Annotated in this window: 22 protein-coding genes and 1 pseudogene; 5 read left to right on the forward strand and 18 right to left on the reverse strand. The window is 69.6% G+C overall.

Going from position 1 to position 19918, the window contains the following annotated elements; all coding sequences use genetic code 11:
* Window positions 1-216 precede the first annotated feature (216 nt).
* The 3 genes from AB0947_RS21055 to AB0947_RS21065 all read left to right on the forward strand — a co-directional run bounded on the left by AB0947_RS21055 (window position 217) and on the right by AB0947_RS21065 (window position 2030).
* A complete protein-coding gene (locus AB0947_RS21055) occupies window positions 217-1059 on the forward strand; it encodes a helix-turn-helix transcriptional regulator (protein ID WP_366751865.1) in 843 nt (280 codons plus the stop codon).
* Window positions 1041-1355, forward strand: coding sequence for a DUF397 domain-containing protein (locus tag AB0947_RS21060; RefSeq protein ID WP_366751866.1), 315 nt, complete (start codon window positions 1041-1043; stop codon window positions 1353-1355). The genes AB0947_RS21055 and AB0947_RS21060 overlap by 19 nt, the downstream gene beginning before the upstream one ends.
* A gap of 102 nt (window positions 1356-1457) precedes the next feature.
* Complete coding sequence (locus tag AB0947_RS21065; protein ID WP_365700569.1) at window positions 1458-2030, forward strand: cob(I)yrinic acid a,c-diamide adenosyltransferase; 573 nt, start codon at window positions 1458-1460, stop codon at window positions 2028-2030.
* An 11-nt stretch (window positions 2031-2041) separates the two neighbouring features.
* Here AB0947_RS21065 and AB0947_RS21070 read toward each other — a convergent pair whose 3' ends face one another.
* A complete protein-coding gene (locus tag AB0947_RS21070; protein ID WP_366751867.1) occupies window positions 2042-2545 on the reverse strand; it encodes a DinB family protein in 504 nt (167 codons plus the stop codon).
* 8 nt (window positions 2546-2553) lie between these two features.
* On the reverse strand, window positions 2554-2676 hold the full coding sequence (locus AB0947_RS21075) for a hypothetical protein (protein ID WP_366751868.1): 123 nt from the start codon (window positions 2674-2676) through the stop codon (window positions 2554-2556).
* 220 nt (window positions 2677-2896) lie between these two features.
* Here AB0947_RS21075 and AB0947_RS21080 point away from each other — a divergent pair.
* Both AB0947_RS21080 and AB0947_RS21085 read left to right on the forward strand, forming a co-directional pair.
* A pseudogene (locus AB0947_RS21080) lies at window positions 2897-3124 on the forward strand (LuxR C-terminal-related transcriptional regulator); the annotation flags it as partial.
* Between the two features lie 47 nt (window positions 3125-3171).
* Window positions 3172-4992: a glycoside hydrolase family 18 chitinase gene (locus AB0947_RS21085; protein WP_366751869.1), complete on the forward strand. Its 1821-nt coding sequence runs from the start codon at window positions 3172-3174 to the stop codon at window positions 4990-4992.
* Between the two features lie 42 nt (window positions 4993-5034).
* Here the strand turns inward: AB0947_RS21085 and AB0947_RS21090 are convergent, their stop codons facing one another.
* The 16 genes from AB0947_RS21090 to prfA form a co-directional block, all read right to left on the reverse strand.
* On the reverse strand, window positions 5035-5481 hold the full coding sequence (locus AB0947_RS21090) for a DUF2550 domain-containing protein (RefSeq protein WP_366751870.1): 447 nt from the start codon (window positions 5479-5481) through the stop codon (window positions 5035-5037).
* Between the two features lie 151 nt (window positions 5482-5632).
* On the reverse strand, window positions 5633-6007 hold the full coding sequence (locus AB0947_RS21095) for a F0F1 ATP synthase subunit epsilon (protein ID WP_014675015.1): 375 nt from the start codon (window positions 6005-6007) through the stop codon (window positions 5633-5635).
* 119 nt (window positions 6008-6126) lie between these two features.
* Window positions 6127-7563 carry a F0F1 ATP synthase subunit beta gene (gene atpD, locus AB0947_RS21100; protein ID WP_366751871.1) on the reverse strand — a complete coding sequence of 479 codons (1437 nt, stop codon included), beginning with the start codon at window positions 7561-7563 and terminating at the stop codon, window positions 6127-6129.
* Window positions 7564-8481, reverse strand: a complete 918-nt coding sequence (locus tag AB0947_RS21105; RefSeq protein ID WP_366751872.1) for a F0F1 ATP synthase subunit gamma — start codon at window positions 8479-8481, stop codon at window positions 7564-7566.
* 21 nt (window positions 8482-8502) lie between these two features.
* Window positions 8503-10095 (reverse strand): F0F1 ATP synthase subunit alpha, encoded by a 1593-nt coding sequence (atpA, locus tag AB0947_RS21110; RefSeq protein WP_366751873.1) that lies wholly within the window; start codon window positions 10093-10095, stop codon window positions 8503-8505.
* 132 nt (window positions 10096-10227) lie between these two features.
* The gene (locus AB0947_RS21115) at window positions 10228-11043 is read right to left on the reverse strand and encodes a F0F1 ATP synthase subunit delta (RefSeq protein ID WP_366751874.1); all 816 of its coding nucleotides are present in this window, start codon (window positions 11041-11043) and stop codon (window positions 10228-10230) included.
* Complete coding sequence (locus AB0947_RS21120) at window positions 11040-11591, reverse strand: F0F1 ATP synthase subunit B (RefSeq protein WP_171152796.1); 552 nt, start codon at window positions 11589-11591, stop codon at window positions 11040-11042. The genes AB0947_RS21115 and AB0947_RS21120 overlap by 4 nt, the downstream gene beginning before the upstream one ends.
* 39 nt (window positions 11592-11630) lie before the next feature.
* Complete coding sequence (gene atpE / locus AB0947_RS21125) at window positions 11631-11870, reverse strand: ATP synthase F0 subunit C (RefSeq protein ID WP_030656107.1); 240 nt, start codon at window positions 11868-11870, stop codon at window positions 11631-11633.
* A gap of 77 nt (window positions 11871-11947) precedes the next feature.
* Window positions 11948-12718 carry a F0F1 ATP synthase subunit A gene (atpB, locus tag AB0947_RS21130; RefSeq protein ID WP_366752075.1) on the reverse strand — a complete coding sequence of 257 codons (771 nt, stop codon included), beginning with the start codon at window positions 12716-12718 and terminating at the stop codon, window positions 11948-11950.
* 273 nt (window positions 12719-12991) lie between these two features.
* On the reverse strand, window positions 12992-13429 hold the full coding sequence (locus AB0947_RS21135; protein WP_366751875.1) for a hypothetical protein: 438 nt from the start codon (window positions 13427-13429) through the stop codon (window positions 12992-12994).
* 301 nt (window positions 13430-13730) lie between these two features.
* Window positions 13731-15056, reverse strand: coding sequence for an MraY family glycosyltransferase (locus AB0947_RS21140; protein WP_366751876.1), 1326 nt, complete (start codon window positions 15054-15056; stop codon window positions 13731-13733).
* Window positions 15057-15184: 128 nt separating this feature from the next.
* Window positions 15185-16423, reverse strand: a complete 1239-nt coding sequence (gene glyA / locus AB0947_RS21145) for a serine hydroxymethyltransferase (protein WP_366751877.1) — start codon at window positions 16421-16423, stop codon at window positions 15185-15187.
* Window positions 16424-16508: 85 nt separating this feature from the next.
* Window positions 16509-17186 (reverse strand): protein-tyrosine-phosphatase, encoded by a 678-nt coding sequence (locus AB0947_RS21150; protein ID WP_366751878.1) that lies wholly within the window; start codon window positions 17184-17186, stop codon window positions 16509-16511.
* A complete protein-coding gene (locus AB0947_RS21155; RefSeq protein WP_132788657.1) occupies window positions 17183-17830 on the reverse strand; it encodes an L-threonylcarbamoyladenylate synthase in 648 nt (215 codons plus the stop codon). The genes AB0947_RS21150 and AB0947_RS21155 overlap by 4 nt, the downstream gene beginning before the upstream one ends.
* Before the next feature lie 52 nt (window positions 17831-17882).
* Window positions 17883-18728 (reverse strand): peptide chain release factor N(5)-glutamine methyltransferase, encoded by an 846-nt coding sequence (gene prmC, locus AB0947_RS21160; protein ID WP_366751879.1) that lies wholly within the window; start codon window positions 18726-18728, stop codon window positions 17883-17885.
* A gap of 45 nt (window positions 18729-18773) precedes the next feature.
* Window positions 18774-19841 carry a peptide chain release factor 1 gene (prfA, locus tag AB0947_RS21165; RefSeq protein WP_366751880.1) on the reverse strand — a complete coding sequence of 356 codons (1068 nt, stop codon included), beginning with the start codon at window positions 19839-19841 and terminating at the stop codon, window positions 18774-18776.
* Window positions 19842-19918: the final 77 nt, after the last annotated feature.

Consider the following 19918-nt stretch of genomic DNA (forward strand, 5'->3'; position numbering starts at 1 on the left):
ACCATAGCGCTCCGGCGCCGCTGTGTGACCGGTAAGTAACGCGCGTCACGTCCCATTTGACGGAGATCACACCGGCAGGGGTACGGGGGCCGGCGGCGGCTGAGTGTGCGTCAACCCGTACCGGTACGGCACGGCCTCTTCCGGCGCCGCGATCGCGTACGCGCCGATACTCTCTGCGTCCGGACCGTCACACGGCGACCACGAAGGGGGTGCCCCATGCCGATGCGCAGGGCGATCACCGGACGCAGTCAGGAGCCCCGCCGGCGCTACGCGGAGGAACTTCGCCTGCTCCGCACGTCCAGGGGTCTGAGCCTGCGCGAACTGGCCAAGGCGGTCGGCTGGGACCCCTCGCTCTTCAGGAAGCTGGAGAGCGGGGAGACACTGGGCGGGCCGGAGGTGGCGGAGGCGCTGGACCAGTACTACGGCACGCCCGGACTGCTGCTGGCGATGTGGGAGATGGCGGTGGCGGACCCGACGCAGTTCAAGGAGCAGTACCGGCGGTACATGACGCTGGAGGCGGAGGCGGTGAGTCTTTGGCACTTCGGAGTGAGCATCCTGCCGGGCCTGTTGCAAACGGATGCCTACGCGCGTGAGCTGCTGGCTCTCGGCGGCTACGAGGGCAAGGAACTGGACCAGCAGGTCACCGCCCGCGCAGGACGACGGGTAGTGCTGGAGGGCGAGGGCGCCCCGCCGTTCCGTGCCATCATGGCCGAAACGGTGCTGCGCACACCGTTACGTGATGCCGGCGCGCGGCGGGAACAACTCCAGCACCTCCTGGAAGTGTCGGAGCGCCGGAATGTCACGCTCCAGGTGCTGCCGGACAGTTCGGGACCGCACGGCCTGGTGAGTACAGCCGTCATGTTCCTGCGACTGGCGAGCGGCACACCGGTGGCGTACACGGAGAACGCTTACCGCGGAGAATTGATCGAAGAAAGTGCAGCGGTTGAGCGGCTGCAACGTGCGTACGATGCGATGCGCGACCAGGCACTCGGTCCCGCCGAGTCGCGGAAGTTCATCCTGCGGATGTTGGAGGAAGTGCCGTGCGAGCCATCGACATGACCACCGTGACCTGGCGCAAGAGCAGCTACAGCAACCCCGACGGCGGCGAGTGCCTGGAAGTCTCCGACGACCTTCTCCTCGCCGTCCCCGTGCGAGCCGGCGACGCGCCCGACGTGACCTGGCGCAAGAGCAGCTACAGCAACCCCGACGGCGGGAACTGCCTCGAAGTCTCCGACGACCTCTCCCCCGCCGTCCCCGTCCGCGACAGCAAGGCCCCCGACCGGCCCGCCCTCCTCTTCGCGGCCGGGTCCTGGTCGTCGTTCGTCGCCGCCGTGCGGACCGGAGCGCTCCGCTAGCGTCCTCCCCGTCGGCCGGCAGGCTGATCCGCTGCGCCGTCCCGGCCGTGACGGCGGGCACACGGGTGTCCCGGAGGGCCGGGGCATAACTACGCTGGCCGCATGGTCAACCTGACGCGCATCTACACGAGGACCGGCGACCGGGGCACCACCAGCCTCGGTGACATGAGCCGGGTGCCCAAGACGGACCTCAGGATCTCCGCCTACGCGGACGCCAACGAGGCCAACGCGGTGATCGGCACGGCCGTCGCGCTGGGCGGTCTGGACGAGGAGATCGTCGCGGTCCTCACCCGCGTCCAGAACGACCTGTTCGACGTCGGCGCGGACCTGTCGACGCCGGTGGTGGAGAACCCCGAGTTCCCGCCACTGAGGGTGGAGCAGTTCTACATCGACCGGCTGGAGGCGGACTGCGACCGCTTCAACGAGCGGCTGGAGAAGCTGCGCTCCTTCATCCTGCCGGGCGGTACCCCGGGTGCCGCCCTGCTGCACCAGGCGTGCACGGTCGTACGGCGGGCCGAGCGCTCCACCTGGGCAGCCCTGGAGGTGCACGGCGAGACGATGAACCCGCTCACCGCGACCTACCTGAACCGCCTCTCCGACCTGCTGTTCATCCTGGCCCGCAGCGCCAACCGGGAGACCGGCGACGTGCTGTGGGTGCCGGGCGGAGAGCGCTGAGGCCCGCCGGTCTAGTCGCCGGTCACCCCGTCGATCTGTTCGCGCAGGATGTCGAGGTGGCCGTTGTGGCGGGCGGTCTCCTCGATGAGGTGGAGCAGGATCCAGCGCAGGTTCACCGTGCTGCCGTCCCTCCGCTTCCTGCGCGCCCTGGTGTCCAGGTCGTGGGCGGCGACGAGCGCGTCGTGCCGGGCGGCCTCCTCGGCGTACTCGGCGAGCAGCCGCGACAGCGGGATGTCGACGGCGATCCGCATCTCGCGGTCGGGGTCCTTGTCGGTCCAGGGGCCCTCGTCCGGCTCCCCCAGGAAGACGATCCGGAACCACTGGTACTCGACCCAGCGCAGATGGCTGATCAGTCCGCTGACGGTCATCAGCGGTGAGCCGGGGAGGATCGCCTTCACGGCGTCCTCGTCGGAGAGTCCCTCGCACTTGGCGCGCGCGGTGGCGCGGACGTAGGTGAGGAAGGTGGTCAGCTGGGTGCGCTCGTCCCAGGCGGGAGGCGTGTCGGTACGTGTCATCGCGGCGATCATGTCCCGGCGCCCGGCCCGGTGTCGACCGGGTTTCCGCCGGCCCCGCGGTTGCGCTCCCGCTCGGGGAACAGCGTGTAGCCCGCGGCGACGACCACGTGGACGCCGATCACCCACGGCATGCGCTGCCGCCGGGCCCGCAGCGAACCGGCGTCGCCGGAACCGCCGACGTACCGGACCGCCGGTGCGCGGCATCCGGAGCACGTACCGGAAGGCCAGTCCGGCCGCCGGCGGCACCCAGAACGCCACCTCGCGGGCGATGACCAGTCCGACGATCACGGTTCGTTCCCCTCGTCCACCCTGACAGGCTCCCGGCCGGGGGCGCGGGAGGCGCCGCGCCGTATCGGCGAGGGGCCGTCGAACGCGGAGATCGCGGCCCGGCCGGACATGGCGGAGGGCACGGTGAAGACGCACGTCAGCCGGTTGCCGGCCGAGCCGGGGCGGCGCAGCCGGGTGCAAGCGGCGGTTCTGGCCCGCGAGTTGGGCGTCCAGCGAGGCTCGTCCAGGAATGGTCCAGACCTATTGACGGGTGGTCCAGACCTTTCTACCCTCGCAGCACCGTGGACATGAAGGCTCAGTCATGTCCCTGACACCCCCGACGACGAGGGAGGCGCAGCATGCGCTTCAGAAGCAGAGCCGCGGCAGGGTTCGCGACCCTGTTGCTCCCCCTGGCCGGTCTGGTCGGACTCGCCGCCCCCGCCCAGGCGGCGACGAACGCGACGGCCGGTTTCACCAAGACGAGCGACTGGGGCACCGGCTTCGGTGGCCAGTGGACCATCAAGAACACCGGCACCAGCAGCATCAGTTCCTGGACCGTCGAGTGGGACTTCCCCTCCGGCACGTCCGTCACCTCCGCCTGGGACGCGGACGTCACGGGCTCCGGCGCCCACTGGACCGCGAAGAACAAGTCCTACAACGGCACCCTCGCCCCGGGCGCCTCCGTCTCCTTCGGCTTCAACGGCGCGGGCTCCGGCTCCCCGTCCAACTGCAAGCTGAACGGGGACAGTTGCGACGGCACGACGGTCCCCGGCGACGCGGCCCCCTCCGCACCCGGCACCCCGACCGCCTCCTCGGTCACCGACACCTCGGTGAAGCTGAGCTGGAGCGCGGCCACCGACGACAAGGGCGTCAAGAACTACGACGTCCTGCGCGACGGCTCCAAGGTCGCCACGGTCACCACCACCTCGTACACCGACACGGGCCTGACCGCCGGCACCGACTACTCCTACACCGTGCAGGCCCGTGACACCGCCGACCAGACCGGCCCGGTCAGCGGCGCGGTCAAGGTGCACACCACCGGCGGCGGCACCACTCCCCCGCCCACCGGCGACAAGGTGAAGCTCGGCTACTTCACCGAGTGGGGCATCTACGGCCGCAACTACAACGTCAAGAACCTGGTGACGTCCGGCTCCGCCGCCAAGATCACGCACATCAACTACGCCTTCGGCAACGTCACCGGCGGCAAGTGCGCGATCGGCGACTCCTACGCCGACTACGACAAGGCCTTCACCGCCGACCAGTCGGTCAGCGGCGTCGCCGACACCTGGGACCAGCCGCTGCGCGGCAACTTCAACCAGCTGCGCCAGCTGAAGGCCAAGTACCCGAACATCAAGGTGCTGTGGTCCTTCGGCGGCTGGACCTGGTCCGGCGGGTTCGCGGACGCGGCAAAGAACCCGGCCGCCTTCGCCCAGTCCTGCTACGACCTGGTCGAGGACCCGCGCTGGGCCGATGTCTTCGACGGCATCGACATCGACTGGGAGTACCCGAACGCCTGCGGTCTGACCTGCGACACCAGCGGCGCGGCGGCCTTCAAGAACGTGATGTCCGCGCTGCGCGCCAAGTTCGGCTCGAACAACCTGGTCACCGCCGCCACCACCGCCGACGGCTCGGCCGGCGGCAAGATCGAGGCCGCTGACTACGCGGGCGCCGCCCAGTACGTCGACTGGTACAACGTGATGACGTACGACTTCTTCGGCGCGTGGGACGCCAAGGGCCCGACCGCCCCGCACTCCCCGCTCACCTCGTACGACGGCATCCCGAAGGCGGGCTTCACCACCGCCGACGCGCTGGCCAAGTTCAAGGCGATCGGCGTGCCCGCGAAGAAGCTGCTCATCGGCATCGGCTTCTACGGCCGCGGCTGGACCGGCGTCACCCAGGACGCTCCGGGCGGCACGGCCACCGGCCCGGCGACCGGCACCTACGAGCAGGGCATCGAGGACTACAAGGTCCTCAAGACGTCCTGCCCGGCCACCGGCACCGTCGCCGGCACCGCCTACGCGCACTGCGGCAGCAACTGGTGGTCGTACGACACCCCCGCCACCATCGCCGCCAAGATGGCGTGGGCCAAGAACCAGGGCCTCGGCGGCGCGTTCTTCTGGGAGTTCAGCGGTGACACCGCGAACGGCGAACTGGTGAACGCGATCAGCAGCAACCTGTAGAAGAGCGCCTGAGCACCGTCCATACCCAGAGGGTGAACGTGGTTACGCCACGTTCACCCTCTGACCGGGTGGGGCCGCCTCCAGCCACGCGAGGAAACCGGTCAGCGCGTCGTCGCTCATGGCGAGTTCCAGACGCGTGCCCCGGTGCGCGCAGGCCAGGACCACCGCGTCGGACAGCAGCGCCAGTTCCTCCTCGCCCTCGGGCAGCCGGCGCCCGGCCACCTCGATCTGCCCGCGCTCCAGGACGCGGCGGGGGCGGGGGGCGTAGGAGAAGACCCGGTACCACTCGATCCGGTCGCCGTTGTAGCGGGCGACGCCGTAGGACCAGCCCTTGCCGCCCGTGTCCGGTTTCTCGGGCAGGTCCCAGCGCAGCGAACAGTCGAAGGTGCCGCCGGAACGCTGGATGAGCCGGCGGCGCAGCCCGAACAGGAACAGTCCCACCACCACGAGTGCGACCACGATCCCGCACACAGTCAGAGCGAGGACCATCGGCACCGACCTCCTCGTCTCCTAGGTAGAACTGCTTCTACGACTGAGTAATGAAACGGAAAAAACACCCACATCTGCCTCAGCCGCGACCGGCACCGGATTGCTCCGGGCCGGCCGCGGCTGAGTGACGTCAACGTACGGCGCGGCTGGTTCAGCGCGCCGTCGCAGCACGCAGTCGGACGTCCGCGCGGCGCTCGGCGACGGCGTCGCCCTCCGCCTTCGCACGCTCCAGTTCCCGCTCCGTGCGCTGGACATCGATCTCGTCCGACAGCTCGGCGATCTCGGCCAGCAGGGACAGCTTGTTGTCCGCGAACGAGATGAAACCGCCGTGCACCGCGGCGACGACCGTTCCGCCCTCACTCGTACGGATGGTCACCGGGCCCGACTCCAGCACACCGAGCAGCGGCTGGTGACCGGGCATGACGCCGATGTCGCCGGACGTGGTGCGCGCGACGACCAGGGTGGCCTCGCCGGACCAGACCTGGCGGTCGGCGGCGACCAGCTCGACGTGCAGCTCAGCAGCCAAGGGTGGCTCCTCGGGTCACCACCCGGCAGGGGCGCCGGGTGTTGGGGTCAATTCTAGTGGGCGTGAGTGAGGGGGCGGGACGCACCCCGCCCCCTCACGACTCAGGCGAGTGCCCGAAGTCAGGAGACGCCCAGCTCCTTCGCGTTCTTCTTGAGGTCCTCAAGACCACCGCACATGAAGAACGCCTGCTCGGGGAAGTGGTCGTACTCGCCGTCGCAGATCGCGTTGAACGCGGCGATCGACTCGTCGAGCGGCACGTCCGAGCCGTCCACGCCGGTGAACTGCTTGGCGACGTGGGTGTTCTGGGACAGGAAGCGCTCCACACGACGGGCACGGTGGACGACGAGCTTGTCCTCCTCGCCGAGCTCGTCGATACCGAGGATCGCGATGATGTCCTGGAGGTCCTTGTACTTCTGCAGGATCGTCTTCACGCGCATGGCCGCGTTGTAGTGGTCCTGCGTGATGTAGCGCGGGTCCAGGATCCGGGACGTGGAGTCCAGCGGGTCCACGGCCGGGTAGATGCCCTTCTCGGAGATCGGACGGGACAGAACCGTCGTCGCGTCGAGGTGGGCGAAGGTGGTGGCCGGGGCCGGGTCGGTCAGGTCGTCGGCGGGGACGTAGATCGCCTGCATCGAGGTGATCGAGTGACCGCGGGTCGAGGTGATGCGCTCCTGGAGGAGGCCCATCTCGTCGGCCAGGTTCGGCTGGTAACCCACCGCGGACGGCATACGGCCGAGCAGCGTGGAGACCTCGGAACCGGCCTGCGTGAAGCGGAAGATGTTGTCGATGAAGAACAGCACGTCCTGCTTCTGGACGTCACGGAAGTACTCGGCCATGGTGAGGCCGGCCAGCGCGACGCGCAGACGGGTGCCCGGGGGCTCGTCCATCTGACCGAAGACCAGCGCGGTCTTGTCGATGACGCCCGAGTCGGACATCTCCTCGATCAGGTCGTTGCCCTCACGGGTGCGCTCACCGACACCGGCGAACACGGAGACACCGTCGTGGTTGTTGGCGACACGGTAGATCATCTCCTGGATGAGCACCGTCTTGCCGACGCCGGCGCCGCCGAACAGACCGATCTTGCCGCCCTTGACGTACGGGGTCAGCAGGTCGATGACCTTGACGCCGGTCTCGAACATCTCGGTCTTCGACTCGAGCTCGTCGAAGTTCGGGGCCTTGCGGTGGATGGACCAGCGCTCGCCCTCGTACTGCTCGTCGACGTTCAGCACCTCACCGAGGGTGTTGAACACCTTGCCCTTGGTGAAGTCGCCGACCGGGACGGTGATGCCGTCGCCGGTGTCGACGACCGGGGCCTGGCGGACCAGGCCGTCGGTCGGCTGCATGGAGATGGTGCGGACCAGGCCGTCACCCAGGTGCTGGGCGACCTCCAGGGTCAGCGTCTTCCTCTCGCCCGCGTTGGCCGGGTCGGCGACCTCGACGTGGAGGGCGTTGTAGATGTCCGGCATCGCGTCGACGGGGAACTCCACGTCGACGACCGGGCCGATGACCCGGGCGACGCGGCCCGTAGCCGTCGCGGTCTCAACAGTGGTGGTCATTTATCGGTCACTCCCCGCGGTCGCGTCGGCCAGGGCGCTCGCGCCACCGACGATCTCGCTGATTTCCTGGGTGATTTCGGCCTGGCGGGCCGCGTTGGCAAGACGGGAGAGCGTGTTGATCAGCTCGCCCGCGTTGTCGGTGGCCGACTTCATCGCGCGCCGCGTGGCGGCGTGCTTCGAAGCGGCCGACTGAAGCAGCGCGTTGTAGATGCGGCTCTCCACGTAGCGCGGCAGCAAGGCGTCGAGGACGTCCTCCGCCGACGGCTCGAAGTCGTACAGCGGGAGGATCTCGCCCTTGGGGTGAGCCTCCTCCGCGACCTCTTCGAGGCGCAGCGGCAGCAGCCGGGCGTCGAGCGCCGTCTGCGTCATCATCGAGACGAACTCGGTGAAGACGATGTGGAGTTCGTCCACGCCGCCCTCGGCCGTCTCCTTCTCGATGGCCTCGATCAGCGGCGCCGCCACCTTCTTGGCGTCCGCGTACGTCGGCTCGTCGGTGAAGCCGCTCCACGACTCCGCGATCTTGCGCTCACGGAAGTTGTAGTGCGCCACGCCGCGCCGGCCGACGATGTACGTGTCGACCTGCTTGCCCTCGCGCTCCAGGCGCTCGGTGAGCTGCTCCGCCGCCTTGATGGCGTTGGAGTTGAAGGCGCCGGCCAGACCGCGGTCGCTCGTGAGGAGCAGGACCGCGGCACGGGTCGGGTTCTCCGCCTCCGTGGTGAGCGGGTGCCTGGTGTTCGAACCCGTACCGACCGCCGTGACCGCGCGCGTGAGCTCCTGCGCGTACGGCGTGGAGGCCGCCACCTTGCGCTGCGCCTTGACGACGCGCGAGGCGGCGATCATCTCCATCGCCTTGGTGATCTTCTTGGTCGCGCTGACGGATCGGATGCGACGCTTGTAGACCCGGAGCTGGGCTCCCATGAGTCAGGTCCCTTCCTTACGTCACTTGGCGGCAGCGGCAGGAACGTCCTCGCCGAGCAGCTTGCCGTCGCTCGTCTCGAACTGCTTCTTGAACTCCGCCACGGCGTCGTCGATCGCCTGGATCGTGTCGTCCGACATCTTGGCGCCCTCGCGGATGGAGGTGAGCAGGCCCTGGTGCTTCCGGTGCAGGAACTCCAGCAGCTCCCTCTCGAAGCGGCGGACGTCGGCGACCGGCACGTCGTCCATGCGGCCGTTGGTGCCGGCCCAGACGGAGACGACCTGGTCCTCGGTGGCCATCGGCTGGTACTGGTCCTGCTTCAGCAGCTCGACCATGCGCTGACCGCGCTCCAGCTGGGCCTTCGAGGCCGCGTCCAGGTCGGAACCGAAGGCGGCGAACGCCTCCAGCTCACGGAACTGGGCGAGGTCCACACGGAGGCGGCCGGAAACCTGGCGCATCGCCTTGTGCTGCGCGGAACCACCGACTCGGGAGACGGAGATACCGACGTTCAGCGCGGGACGCTGACCGGCGTTGAACAGGTCCGACTCCAGGAAGCACTGGCCGTCGGTGATGGAGATGACGTTGGTCGGGATGAACGCCGAGACGTCGTTGGCCTTGGTCTCGACGATCGGCAGACCGGTCATCGAACCGGCACCCATGTCGTCGGAGAGCTTGGCGCAGCGCTCCAGCAGACGGGAGTGCAGGTAGAAGACGTCACCCGGGTAGGCCTCACGGCCCGGCGGGCGGCGCAGCAGCAGCGACACGGCGCGGTAGGCGTCGGCCTGCTTCGACAGGTCGTCGAAGATGATCAGGACGTGCTTGCCCTGGTACATCCAGTGCTGGCCGATGGCCGAACCGGTGTACGGCGCAAGGTACTTGAAGCCGGCCGGGTCGGACGCCGGGGCGGCGACGATGGTCGTGTACTCCAGCGCGCCGTTCTCCTCCAGCGCGCGGCGCACGCCGGCGATGGTGGAGCCCTTCTGGCCGATGGCGACGTAGATGCAGCGGACCTGCTTCTTCGGGTCGCCCGAGCGCCAGTTGTCGCGCTGGTTGATGATCGTGTCGACGGCCAGGGCGGTCTTGCCGGTCTGGCGGTCGCCGATGATCAGCTGACGCTGACCACGGCCGATCGGGGTCATCGCGTCGACGGCCTTGTAGCCCGTCTCCATCGGCTCGTGCACCGACTTGCGCTGCATGACCGTGGGGGCCTGCAGCTCGAGGGCGCGGCGGCCGTCGGTGTCGATCTCGCCGAGGCCGTCGATCGGGTTGCCGAGCGGGTCGACGACACGGCCGAGGTAGCCCTCGCCGACCGCCACGGAGAGGACCTCGCCGGTGCGCGTGACCGGCTGACCCTCCTCGATGCCGCTGAACTCACCGAGGACGATGGCACCGATCTCGCGCTCTTCCAGGTTCAGCGCGAGGCCGAGGGTGCCGTCCTCGAACTTCAGCAGTTCGTTGGCCATGGCCGAGGGCAGGCCCTCGACCTTCGCGATGCCGTCGCCGGCAAGGGTGACCGTACCGACCTCCTCGCGCGAGGCCGCGTCCGGCTTGTACGACTGGACGAAGTTCTCCAGCGCGTCCCGGATCTCCTCCGGCCGGATCGTGAGCTCCGCCATCTGGGTTCCCTGCTCTCCTTGTTGGGCCCGAAGTTTCACTTTGGGGGTCTGGGGGCGACCCCCAGGAATCCTCTGCACGGCCCAACCAGGGCCGTAAGTACGTACTGCTCTTCTCGGAATATCGAGTTACTGCTAGCTCGCCATGCGGCGGGCGGCCTCGTCCAGCCGGTCCGCGACGGAGCCATTGATGACCTCGTCACCGACCTGCACCCGGATTCCGCCGACGACCTCGGGGTCGACGTCGAGGTTGAGGTGCATCCGGCGCCCGTAGAGCTTGGTCAGTGCGGCGCCGAGGCGCTCGCGCTGCCCGTCGCTCAGCGGCACCGCGGAGGTGACGACGGCGACCATGCGGTTCCGGCGTTCGGCGGCGAGCTTGGACAGGGACTCCAGTCCCGTCTCCAGGCTACGTCCACGCGGCGCGGTCGCGAGGCGCGTCACCAGCCGCTCGGTGGCCGGCTTGGCCCGCCCGCCCAGCAGCCGGTGCAGCAGCTCGGTCTTGGCCGAGGCGCCGGCGGCACGGTCGGTGAGCGCGGCGCGCAGCCCGGTGCTGGAGGAGACGATCCGGCCGAACCGGAACAGCTCGTCCTCGACGTCGTCGAGGGTGCCCGTCTTCTCCGCGGCCGTGAGGTCGGCGATGCTCGCCAGCTCCTCCAGCGCGTCCACCAGGTCGCGGGGCTGCGACCAGCGGGACCGGGCCATTCCGGACACCAGGTCGGCGGCGGTGCCGCTGACCTGGCCGCCGATCAGGCGCTGGACCAGCTGCGCCTTCGCCTCCCCGGGCTGCGCCGGGTCGGTGAGGACCCGGCGCAGGCCGCCCTCGCGGTCGAGCAGCGCGGTGACGGCCGCCAGCTCGTCCGCGAGCTTCGCGGCGTCGACGGACGTGGAGTCCGTCAGCGCGTCGAGACGCTCACGTGCGGCCGCCAGGGCCTCGCGGCTCGCTCCGTTCATCGCGTGGCCTCGGCCTTCTCCTCAAGCTCGTCGAGGAAGCGGTCGATCACACGGCTCTGGCGGGCGTGGTCCTCGAGGGACTCGCCGACGAGCTTGCCGGCCAGTTCGGTGGCGAGCTTGCCGACGTCCTGACGCAGCGCGGACGCGGCGGCCTTGCGGTCTGCGTCGATCTGGGCGTGGCCGGCGGCGACGATCTCCTCGCGCTGCCGCTGGCCCTCGGCCCGCATCTCGGCGATGAGCGCGGCACCCTGCTCCTGCGCCTCCTGGCGCAGGCGCGCGGCCTCGTGCCGGGCCTCGGCGAGCTGGGCCTTGTACTGCTCAAGGACGCTCTGGGCCTCGACCTTCATGGCGTCGGCCTCTTCGATGCCGCCTTCGATCGCCGCGCGACGCTCCTCCAGAACCTTGTTGATGTTCGGAAGCAGCTTCTTCCAGAAGAAGAAGAACACGATGGCGAAGGCGATGGTGCCGACGAGCAGCTCAGGACCAGCCGGGACGAGCGGGTTCTGCTCCGTCTCCTCGGCCGCCAGCTGTGCCAGGTTGGCGATCACATCAGTGCCTTTCGTCGATTCGTGTCAGGTAAGGGGTGATTACTTACCGAACACGAACGGCATAACGATGCCGATGAGGGCGAGCGCCTCACAGAAGGCGAAGCCCAGGATCTGGTTGGCGCGGATCAGACCCGCGGCCTCGGGCTGGCGGGCCAGGGCCTGGGTGCCGTTACCGAAGATGATGCCGACGCCGATGCCCGGGCCGATGGCCGCGAGGCCGTAGCCGATGGAGCCGAGGGAACCGGAGACGCCGGCGGCGAGGTCGATGGCAGCGGACATGCCGTTTCTTCCTTCTCTTTTACGGACCGGTGGGGGTTGGCCACCGGACGACTGGGGATAGGGGCGGGTGGATCGGCTCAGTGGTGCTCGGCGAGAGCACCCTGAATGTAGGAGCAGGCCAGCAGTACGAAGACGTACGCCTGGACGGCCTGCACGAAGAGCTCGAAGCAGATCATGGCCATCGTCATCACGAAGGAGACGCCGGCGCCGACGACCAGCCAGCTGTTCAGCAGGTACCAGGAGGCGACGGTGAACATCACCAGCATCAGGTGACCGGCGAACATGTTGGCGAAGAGTCGCACCGCGTGCGTGAACGGGCGGACGATCAGGTTCGAGAGGAACTCGATGACCATGACCAGCGGAAGGACCGCGCCCAGCGACTTGTCATAGCCCGTGACGTTCTTGAAGAAGCCGACGAAGCCGTGGCGCTTGAAGGTCAGGCCGACCCAGAGGAGCCACACGATGGCGGCCAGGACGACCGGGAAGGCGAAGACCGACGAGACCGGGAACTGGGCCAGCGGGATCACGGACCAGATGTTCATGAGCCAGATGAAGAAGAAGAGGGAGACCATGAACGGCACCCACTTCTCGCCCTCGCGCTTGCCGAGGGTCTCGTAGACGATGCCGCGGCGGACGAAGTCGTAGCCGGCCTCGCCGATCATCTGGAGCTTGCCCGGGACGACCTTGGCCTTGCCGAAGGCGGCCGAGAAGAACACGACGACCAGCAGCGTGGTGACGAGCGCGAGCAGCATCACCTTGTTGAACTCGAAGCCCCCCACCGTGGCGAGCGGCTTGAAGAGGAAGGAGTGCAGGCCCGGAGCCGGGAAGCCACACCCGTTGTCGGACATGATCCGACAACTCCAGTCGAAGGCGAGCTGGGTCTGGTCAGCACTCACCGCGGGCTCCTTCGGCGTGACGCATGGGTTCGGCAACCTCGTTGTGTCGGCGCGGCGCACGGCCGCGGTTCGGCACCGGACTGGTGTTACGGATGTGGGGGCGGCTGGGGGGCATCGAGCCTCGCGATCGAGCAGGCGTCAGCTCGGATGCCCGCGCCCGCGATGCCGCAGTTGGCACCGGACGATAGCAGGAGATCTCACAAGCCTTTATCCCGCCCCTACCCCTCACGGCTTCGGCCCTGTCTTCTCCGGCTTCTCACTCTTCGCGGAGTCCGGGTCGATGTAGAAGATCTTGGCCTTCATGTGCGCGCGTGCCTGGGCGGCCATCCACACGACGGTCGCGACGACGAGCGACGCGGCGAACGTCTTCGCGTTGAAGAGGGAGGTGTCCTTGAAGACGGCGACGAAGATCAGGAGGAGGAGCAGCTGGGCGACGTAGAGCAGCAGCCCCATCGCCTGGAAGAGCTGCGGGAGCGTTTTCGCCGTCCACTGCAGCACGTAGAGGCCGAGTCCCATGAACAGGATGGCCAGCACCGTGCCGACGACCGCGCCGAGCGCGCCCTTGCCCCCCGCGACCGCGGCGCTCACGGCGACGGCGATCACGCCGGCGGCCGCTGTGGGCACAGCGATCTGCGCAAGGTTCCGGACGTCATTGGACGGCATGGCGGCAACTCCGCTTTTCACAGGGGGCAGGGTGTCGTCATGGACGAGCGTAGTCCCGGGCTGAGTGATCGAGACCTCACACCAATGGACCGTCGCACTCGGGTCCTTCGGTTCTATCCGGGGTTCTCGTGAACCGTATCACAAACTATTTGATGAGGTCTTTACCTGATGGGTGTGCTGGCTGTCACACATGAGAGTGACAGTGCCCGTCTGTGCAAAAACCGCGCCCACTTGTCTGGTATTAGGGGTCTTTGCTCCCCCACGAGATGGCAATGCTCTAGTCAGATTCTTACCTTGCGCGTCAACGGCGATCGGGGATTCGCGACCTGGCACCGAGCGCGGTCGCCCCGTTGACACCCGAGACACCGGCCGTGACCGGGGTCCGCTCCTCGCCGCCCGGAGCCTCCGCTTCCGCGGCCCCGGCGGCCTCCGCCGCCGCGACGGCCTCCGGAGCCCGGCGCCGCCTGCGGTACCGCGGCGGCACGAACCGCTGGGCCCACACCGGCACGCGCGGGGTGAAACGCGGGAGCAGCAGCAGGACCAGGCCGACCGCGCTGAGGAACACCACGCCCAGCACGATCCACATCGACGCCGAGTTGACCGAGTACGCCAGCGCCCCGAAGCCGATCAGCGCCGACCAGAAGTACATGATCAGCACGGCCCGGCTGTGCGAGTGGCCGATCTCCAGCAGACGGTGGTGCAGATGGCCGCGGTCGGCGGCGAACGGCGACTGGCCGCGCCAGGTGCGGCGCACGATCGCCAGCACCAGGTCGGCGGCCGGCACGGCGATGATCGTCAGCGGCAGCAGCAGCGGGATGTACACCGGGACCGTCTGGTGGACCGCCGCCTTCTCCGAACCCGCGTACAGGTTCAGCGCGTCCGGGTCCACCTGGCCGGTGATCGAGATCGCGCCGGCCGACAGCACCAGGCCGATGAGCATCGACCCCGAGTCGCCCATGAAGATCCGCGCGGGGTGCATGTTGTGCGGCAGGAAGCCCAGGCACATGCCCATCAGGATCGCCGCGAACAGCGTGCCGGGGGCGGCGGCCTCGATGCCGTACGAGTACCAGATCCGGTAGGCGTACAGGAAGAACGCGGCCGCCGCGATGCACACCATGCCGGCCGCGAGACCGTCTAGGCCGTCCACGAAGTTCACCGCGTTGATCGTGATGACCACCAGCGCGACCGTCAGCAGCGTGCCCTGCCACTGGGTCAGCGCCACGTTGCCGACGCCCGGGATGGGCAGCCACAGGATCGTCAGGCCCTGCATGACCATCACGCCCGCGGCGATCATCTGACCGCCCAGCTTGATCAGCGCGTCGATCTCGAACTTGTCGTCCAGGACACCGATCAGCCAGATCAGGGCCGCGCCGGAGAGCAGCGCCCGCGGCTCGTTGGACTTCGCGAAGACCTCGTTGAGGTTGGTCAGGTGGTCGGCGACCAGCAGCCCCGCGCACAGCCCGAAGAACATCGCGATACCGCCGAGGCGCGGGGTGGGTTCCCGGTGCACGTCCCGGGCACGGATCTCCGGCATCGCCCCGGCCACGATCGCGAACTTCCGTACCGGTCCGGTCAGGAGGTACGTCACCGCAGCCGTGATGCAGAGCGTCAGGAGGTATTCACGCACGGGCTTCCCCACAGGTCTCGCTGGCCATCACAGCCCCACACCCTAGCGACGGACGCATATGGATGAGGACTTCCGGGTAGCGACGATGGTTGCACGAGTGGCTGTGCACCTCCGACGGCTGCCCCGGTTCAGCCCGGATACGGCGGAAACCGGCCGGTGAGCACGCGGACCTCCTCCCGCGCCGCGACCGGCTCCGTCTCACCGCGCAGCACGGCCGCGAGCAGCGCCGCGATCCGCACCATCTCCGGCTCGCCCATGCCCTGGGTGGTCACCGCGGCCGTGCCCAGGCGCAGCCCGCGGCCGTCGCCGTGCGGCAGCGCGCAGCAGTCCAGCACCAGGCCGGCCGCCAGCAGCCGGCCGCGCGCGGTACGGCCGTCCACCCCGAGCGGGGCGGTGTCGGCGGTGATCAGGTGGGTGTCCGTGCCGCCGGTGGTGACGGCCAGGCCCTCCGCGGCCAGATGACCGGCCAGCACGCGCGCGTTGGCGACCACCTGGTGGGCGTACACGGCGAACGCCGGGGTCGCCGCCTCGCCGAACGCGACGGCCTTGGCGGCGATGGTGTGCATCTGGGCGCCGCTCTGGGTGAAGGGGAAGACGGCCCGGTCCACGCGCTCGGCCAGCTCGGCGCCGCACAGGATCATCCCGCCGCGCGGGCCGCGCAGCACCTTGTGGGTGGTCGCGCACACGATGTCCGCGTACGGCACCGGGTTCGGCGCCGCTCCCCCGGCGACCAGGCCGATCGGATGCGCCGCGTCGGCGATCAGATACGCCCCGACCTCGTCGGCGACCTCGCGGAAGAAGGCGTAGTCCAGGTGCCGGGGGTAGGCGATGGAGCCGCACACGATCGCCTTGGGCCGGTGGTTGCGGGCGAGGTGGCGCACCTGGTCGTGGTCGATCAGCCCGGTCTCGGCGTCGACGCCGTAGCCGACGAAGTCGAACCAGCGGCCCGAGAAGTTCGCGGGCGAGCCGTGGGTGAGGTGGCCGCCGTAGGGCAGGCCGAGGGCGAGGACGGTGTCGCCGGGGCGCAGCAGGGCCGCGTAGGCGGCCAGGACGGCCGAGGAGCCGGAGTGGGACTGGACGTTGGCGTGCTCGGCGCCGAACAGGGCCTTGGCCCGGTCGACGGCCGCGCGTTCGGCGACGTCGACGAGCTCGCAGCCGCCGTGGTGCCGGGCGCCGGGATAGCCCTCGGCGTACTTGTTGGCGAGCGCGGAGCCGAGGGCGGCGAGCACGGCCGGGGAGCAGAAGTTCTCGGCCGCGATCAGCTGGAGCGTGGTCGACTGCCTGTCCAGCTCGGCCAGGAGGATCTCGGCCATGGCCGGGTCCTGCCGGCGCAGGACGTCGGTCTCGAGGGAATGGGTGACCGACATGGCGGGCTCCCGGGGCGGTCGGCGGTGACGTATCCCCAATGTAGGCCGGGGAGGTGCGGGACGCCCGGTATTGCGGCCAGGCGCCCTACGTCCGTGCCGGAACCCCGGTCAGCGCCGTCACCACCGGGTCCAGGGCGTCCCGTATCTCGTCGCCGATCGAGCGGAAGAAGGTGAGCGGGGCGCCGTACGGGTCGTACACCTCGTCGGCCTCGGCGGTCGGGGCGAGCAGCCAGCCGCGCAGTGCCGCCGCCGCGCGCACCAGCGCCCGCGCCCGCATGACCACGCCGTCCTCCAGGGGCGGCAGGGTGGCCGGATCTATCGCCCGGACCAGGCGGGTGAACTCCTTCAGGGTGAAGGTGCGCAGGCCCGCCGAATGGCCCATGGAGATGACCTGGGCGCGGTGGTCGCGGGTCGCGGTCAGCACCAGGTCCGCCCTGATCACGTGCTCGTCCAGCAGCTCCCGGCCGACGAAGCCGGAGGCGTCCGCCCCGAACTCGGCCAGCACGGTCTCCGCGTGGGACTCCATGGGCGCGCCCTCGTGGCCCCAGGTGCCGGCGCTCTCCACGATCAGCCCGCCGCCGAGTACGCCGAGCCGCTCCGCGACGAAGTGGCGGGTCAGCCGCTCGGTGATGGGCGAGCGGCACACGTTGCCGGTGCTGACGTGGAGGATGCGGAAGGTGTCGCGGGGGAACCCGAACGTGGTCGTCTCCTCCGCGCTGTAGCCCCCGCCGCCTATGCCACGCCCCGCTTCAGGGGCCGTCAATTCGCCACCTCGAGGTCGGGTACGACCTTGCGCAGCTCCTCAGCGGAGAGCGCGCCCGCCCGCAGCAGCACCGGCACCTCGCGCGAGACGTCCACGATGGACGACGGCACGTTGCCCGGGGTGGGGCCGCCGTCGAGGTAGACGGAGACGGAGTCGCCGAGCATCTCCTGCGCGGCGTCGCAGTTCTCCGGCGCCGGGTGGCCGGTGAGGTTCGCCGAGGAGACGGCCATCGGGCCGACCTCGGTGAGCAGTTCGATGGCGACCGGGTGCAGCGGCATGCGCACGGCGACCGTGCCGCGGGTGTCGCCGAGGTCCCACTGGAGGGACGGCTGGTGCTTGGCGACGAGCGTCAGCGCGCCCGGCCAGAACGCGTCGACCAGCTCCCAGGCCAGCTCGGAGAAGTCCGTGACGAGGCCGTGCAGGGTGTTCGGGGAGCCGATGAGGACGGGGGTGGGCATGTTGCGGCCCCGGCCCTTGGCGGCGAGCAGGTCGGCGACGGCCTCCGAGGAGAACGCGTCGGCGCCGATGCCGTACACCGTGTCGGTCGGCAGGACCACCAGCTCGCCCCGGCGGACGGCGGACGCGGCCTCGCGCAGACCCGTCACACGGTCGGTCGCGTCGTTGGTGTCGTATCGCCGTGCCATGTCTAGCTGGCCTCCTCGTACACGTACTGCGGGGTTGAGAACTGGGGGGTGCTCACGGCAGCGCCTTGCGGGCGGTGGCGAACCGCGGGCGGTTGTTGAGGTCGGGGTGATCGGCCGCGTCGGCCCAGCCCCGCTCCTCGGTGAAGATCCACGGCACCTGGCCGCCCTGGGTGTCGGCGTGCTCGATCACGACGACGCCGCCCGGGCGCAGCAGCCGGTGCGCGGTGCGTTCGATGCCCCGGATGAGGTCCAGGCCGTCCTCGCCGGAGAACAGCGCCAGCTCCGGGTCGTAGTCGCGGGCCTCCGGGGCGACGTACTCCCACTCGGTGAGCGGGATGTACGGCGGGTTGGAGATGACCAGGTCGACCTGGCCGTCGAGGTCCGGGAAGGCGGTCAGCGCATCGCCCTGGCGCAGGTCGACGCGGGAGCCGGCCATGTTCTTGCGGGTCCACACCAGGGCGTCCTCGGACAGCTCCACGGCGTGCACGCGCGAACGCGGGACCTCCTGGGCGAGGGCGAGCGCGATGGCGCCGGAGCCGGTGCACAGGTCGACGATGCAGGGCTCGACCACGTCCATGGCGCGCACGGCGTCTATGGCCCAGCCGACCACGGACTCGGTCTCCGGGCGGGGCACGAACACCCCCGGGCCGACCTGGAGCTCCAGGTACCGGAAGTAGGCCCGCCCGGTGATGTGCTGGAGCGGCTCGCGCTGCTCGCGCCGGGCGATGACCTCCCAGTACCGGGCGTCGAAGTCGGCGTCCTTCACGGAGTGCAGTTCGCCGCGCTTCACACCGTGCACGAACGCGGCCAGCTCCTCCGCGTCGGTGCGCGGCGAGGGCACGCCGGCGTCGGCCAGCCGCTGGGTGGCCTGGGCCACCTCCGCAAGCAGCAGGTTCACGCGAGTCCTCCGTGTCGTACTCGTGCTCGTGCGTGCGTACGGCTCTCAGGCGGCGGCGAGCTTCGCCGCCGAGTCCGCGTCGACACAGGCCTGGATGACGGCGTCGAGGTCGCCGTCCAGGACCTGGTCCAGGTTGTACGCCTTGAAGCCGACGCGGTGGTCCGAGAGGCGGTTCTCCGGGAAGTTGTAGGTGCGGATCTTCTCGGAGCGGTCGACGGTGCGGACCTGGCTGCGGCGGGCGTCGGCGGCCTCCCTCTCCGCCTCCTCCTGCGCCATGGCGAGCAGCCTGGAGCGCAGGATACGCATCGCCTGCTCCTTGTTCTGCAACTGGCTCTTCTCGTTCTGGCAGGAGGCGACGACTCCGGTCGGGATGTGCGTGATGCGCACGGCGGAGTCGGTGGTGTTGACGGACTGGCCGCCCGGGCCGGAGGAGCGGTAGACGTCGATGCGGAGGTCGTTGGGGTTGATCTCCACGTCCACCTCCTCGGCCTCGGGGGTCACGAGGACACCGGCGGCGGAGGTGTGGATACGGCCCTGGGACTCGGTGGCCGGGACCCGCTGCACGCGGTGCACCCCGCCCTCGTACTTCAGCCGGGCCCACACGCCCTGGCCGGGCTCGGTCTGCCCGCGGGTCTTCACCGCGACCTGGACGTCCTTGTAGCCGCCCAGCTCGGACTCGGTCGCGTCGATGATCTCGGTCTTCCAGCCGACGCGCTCGGCGTAGCGCAGGTACATGCGCAGCAGGTCGCCCGCGAACAGCGCCGACTCGTCGCCGCCGGCGCCCGCCTTGATCTCCAGGATGACGTCCTTGTCGTCACTGGGGTCGCGCGGGACGAGCAGCAGGCGCAGCTTCTCGGTCAGCTCCTCGCGCTGCTTGTCCAGGTCCTTGACCTCGGCGGCGAAGTCGGGGTCGTCGGCGGCCAGCTCGCGCGCGGTCTCGATGTCGTCGCCGTTCTGCTTCCAGGAGCGGTACGTGGCGACGATCGGGGTCAGCTCGGCGTAGCGCTTGTTCAGCTTGCGCGCGTTCGCCTGGTCGGCGTGGACCGACGGGTCGGCGAGCTTCTTCTCCAGGTCGGCGTGCTCGGCGACGAGTTCCTCGACGGCCTCGAACATCTTGGGCTCCTGTACTGCGGTGAAGGGAAGGGCGGGCGACCAAAAACGCCGGTCCCGGGCACGCCCCCGTGAGGGGC

The sequence above is a fragment of the Streptomyces sp. NPDC047841 genome (genome assembly GCF_040704085.1).
In the GTDB taxonomy this organism is placed as follows: Bacteria; Actinomycetota; Actinomycetes; order Streptomycetales; family Streptomycetaceae; genus Streptomyces; species Streptomyces argyrophylli.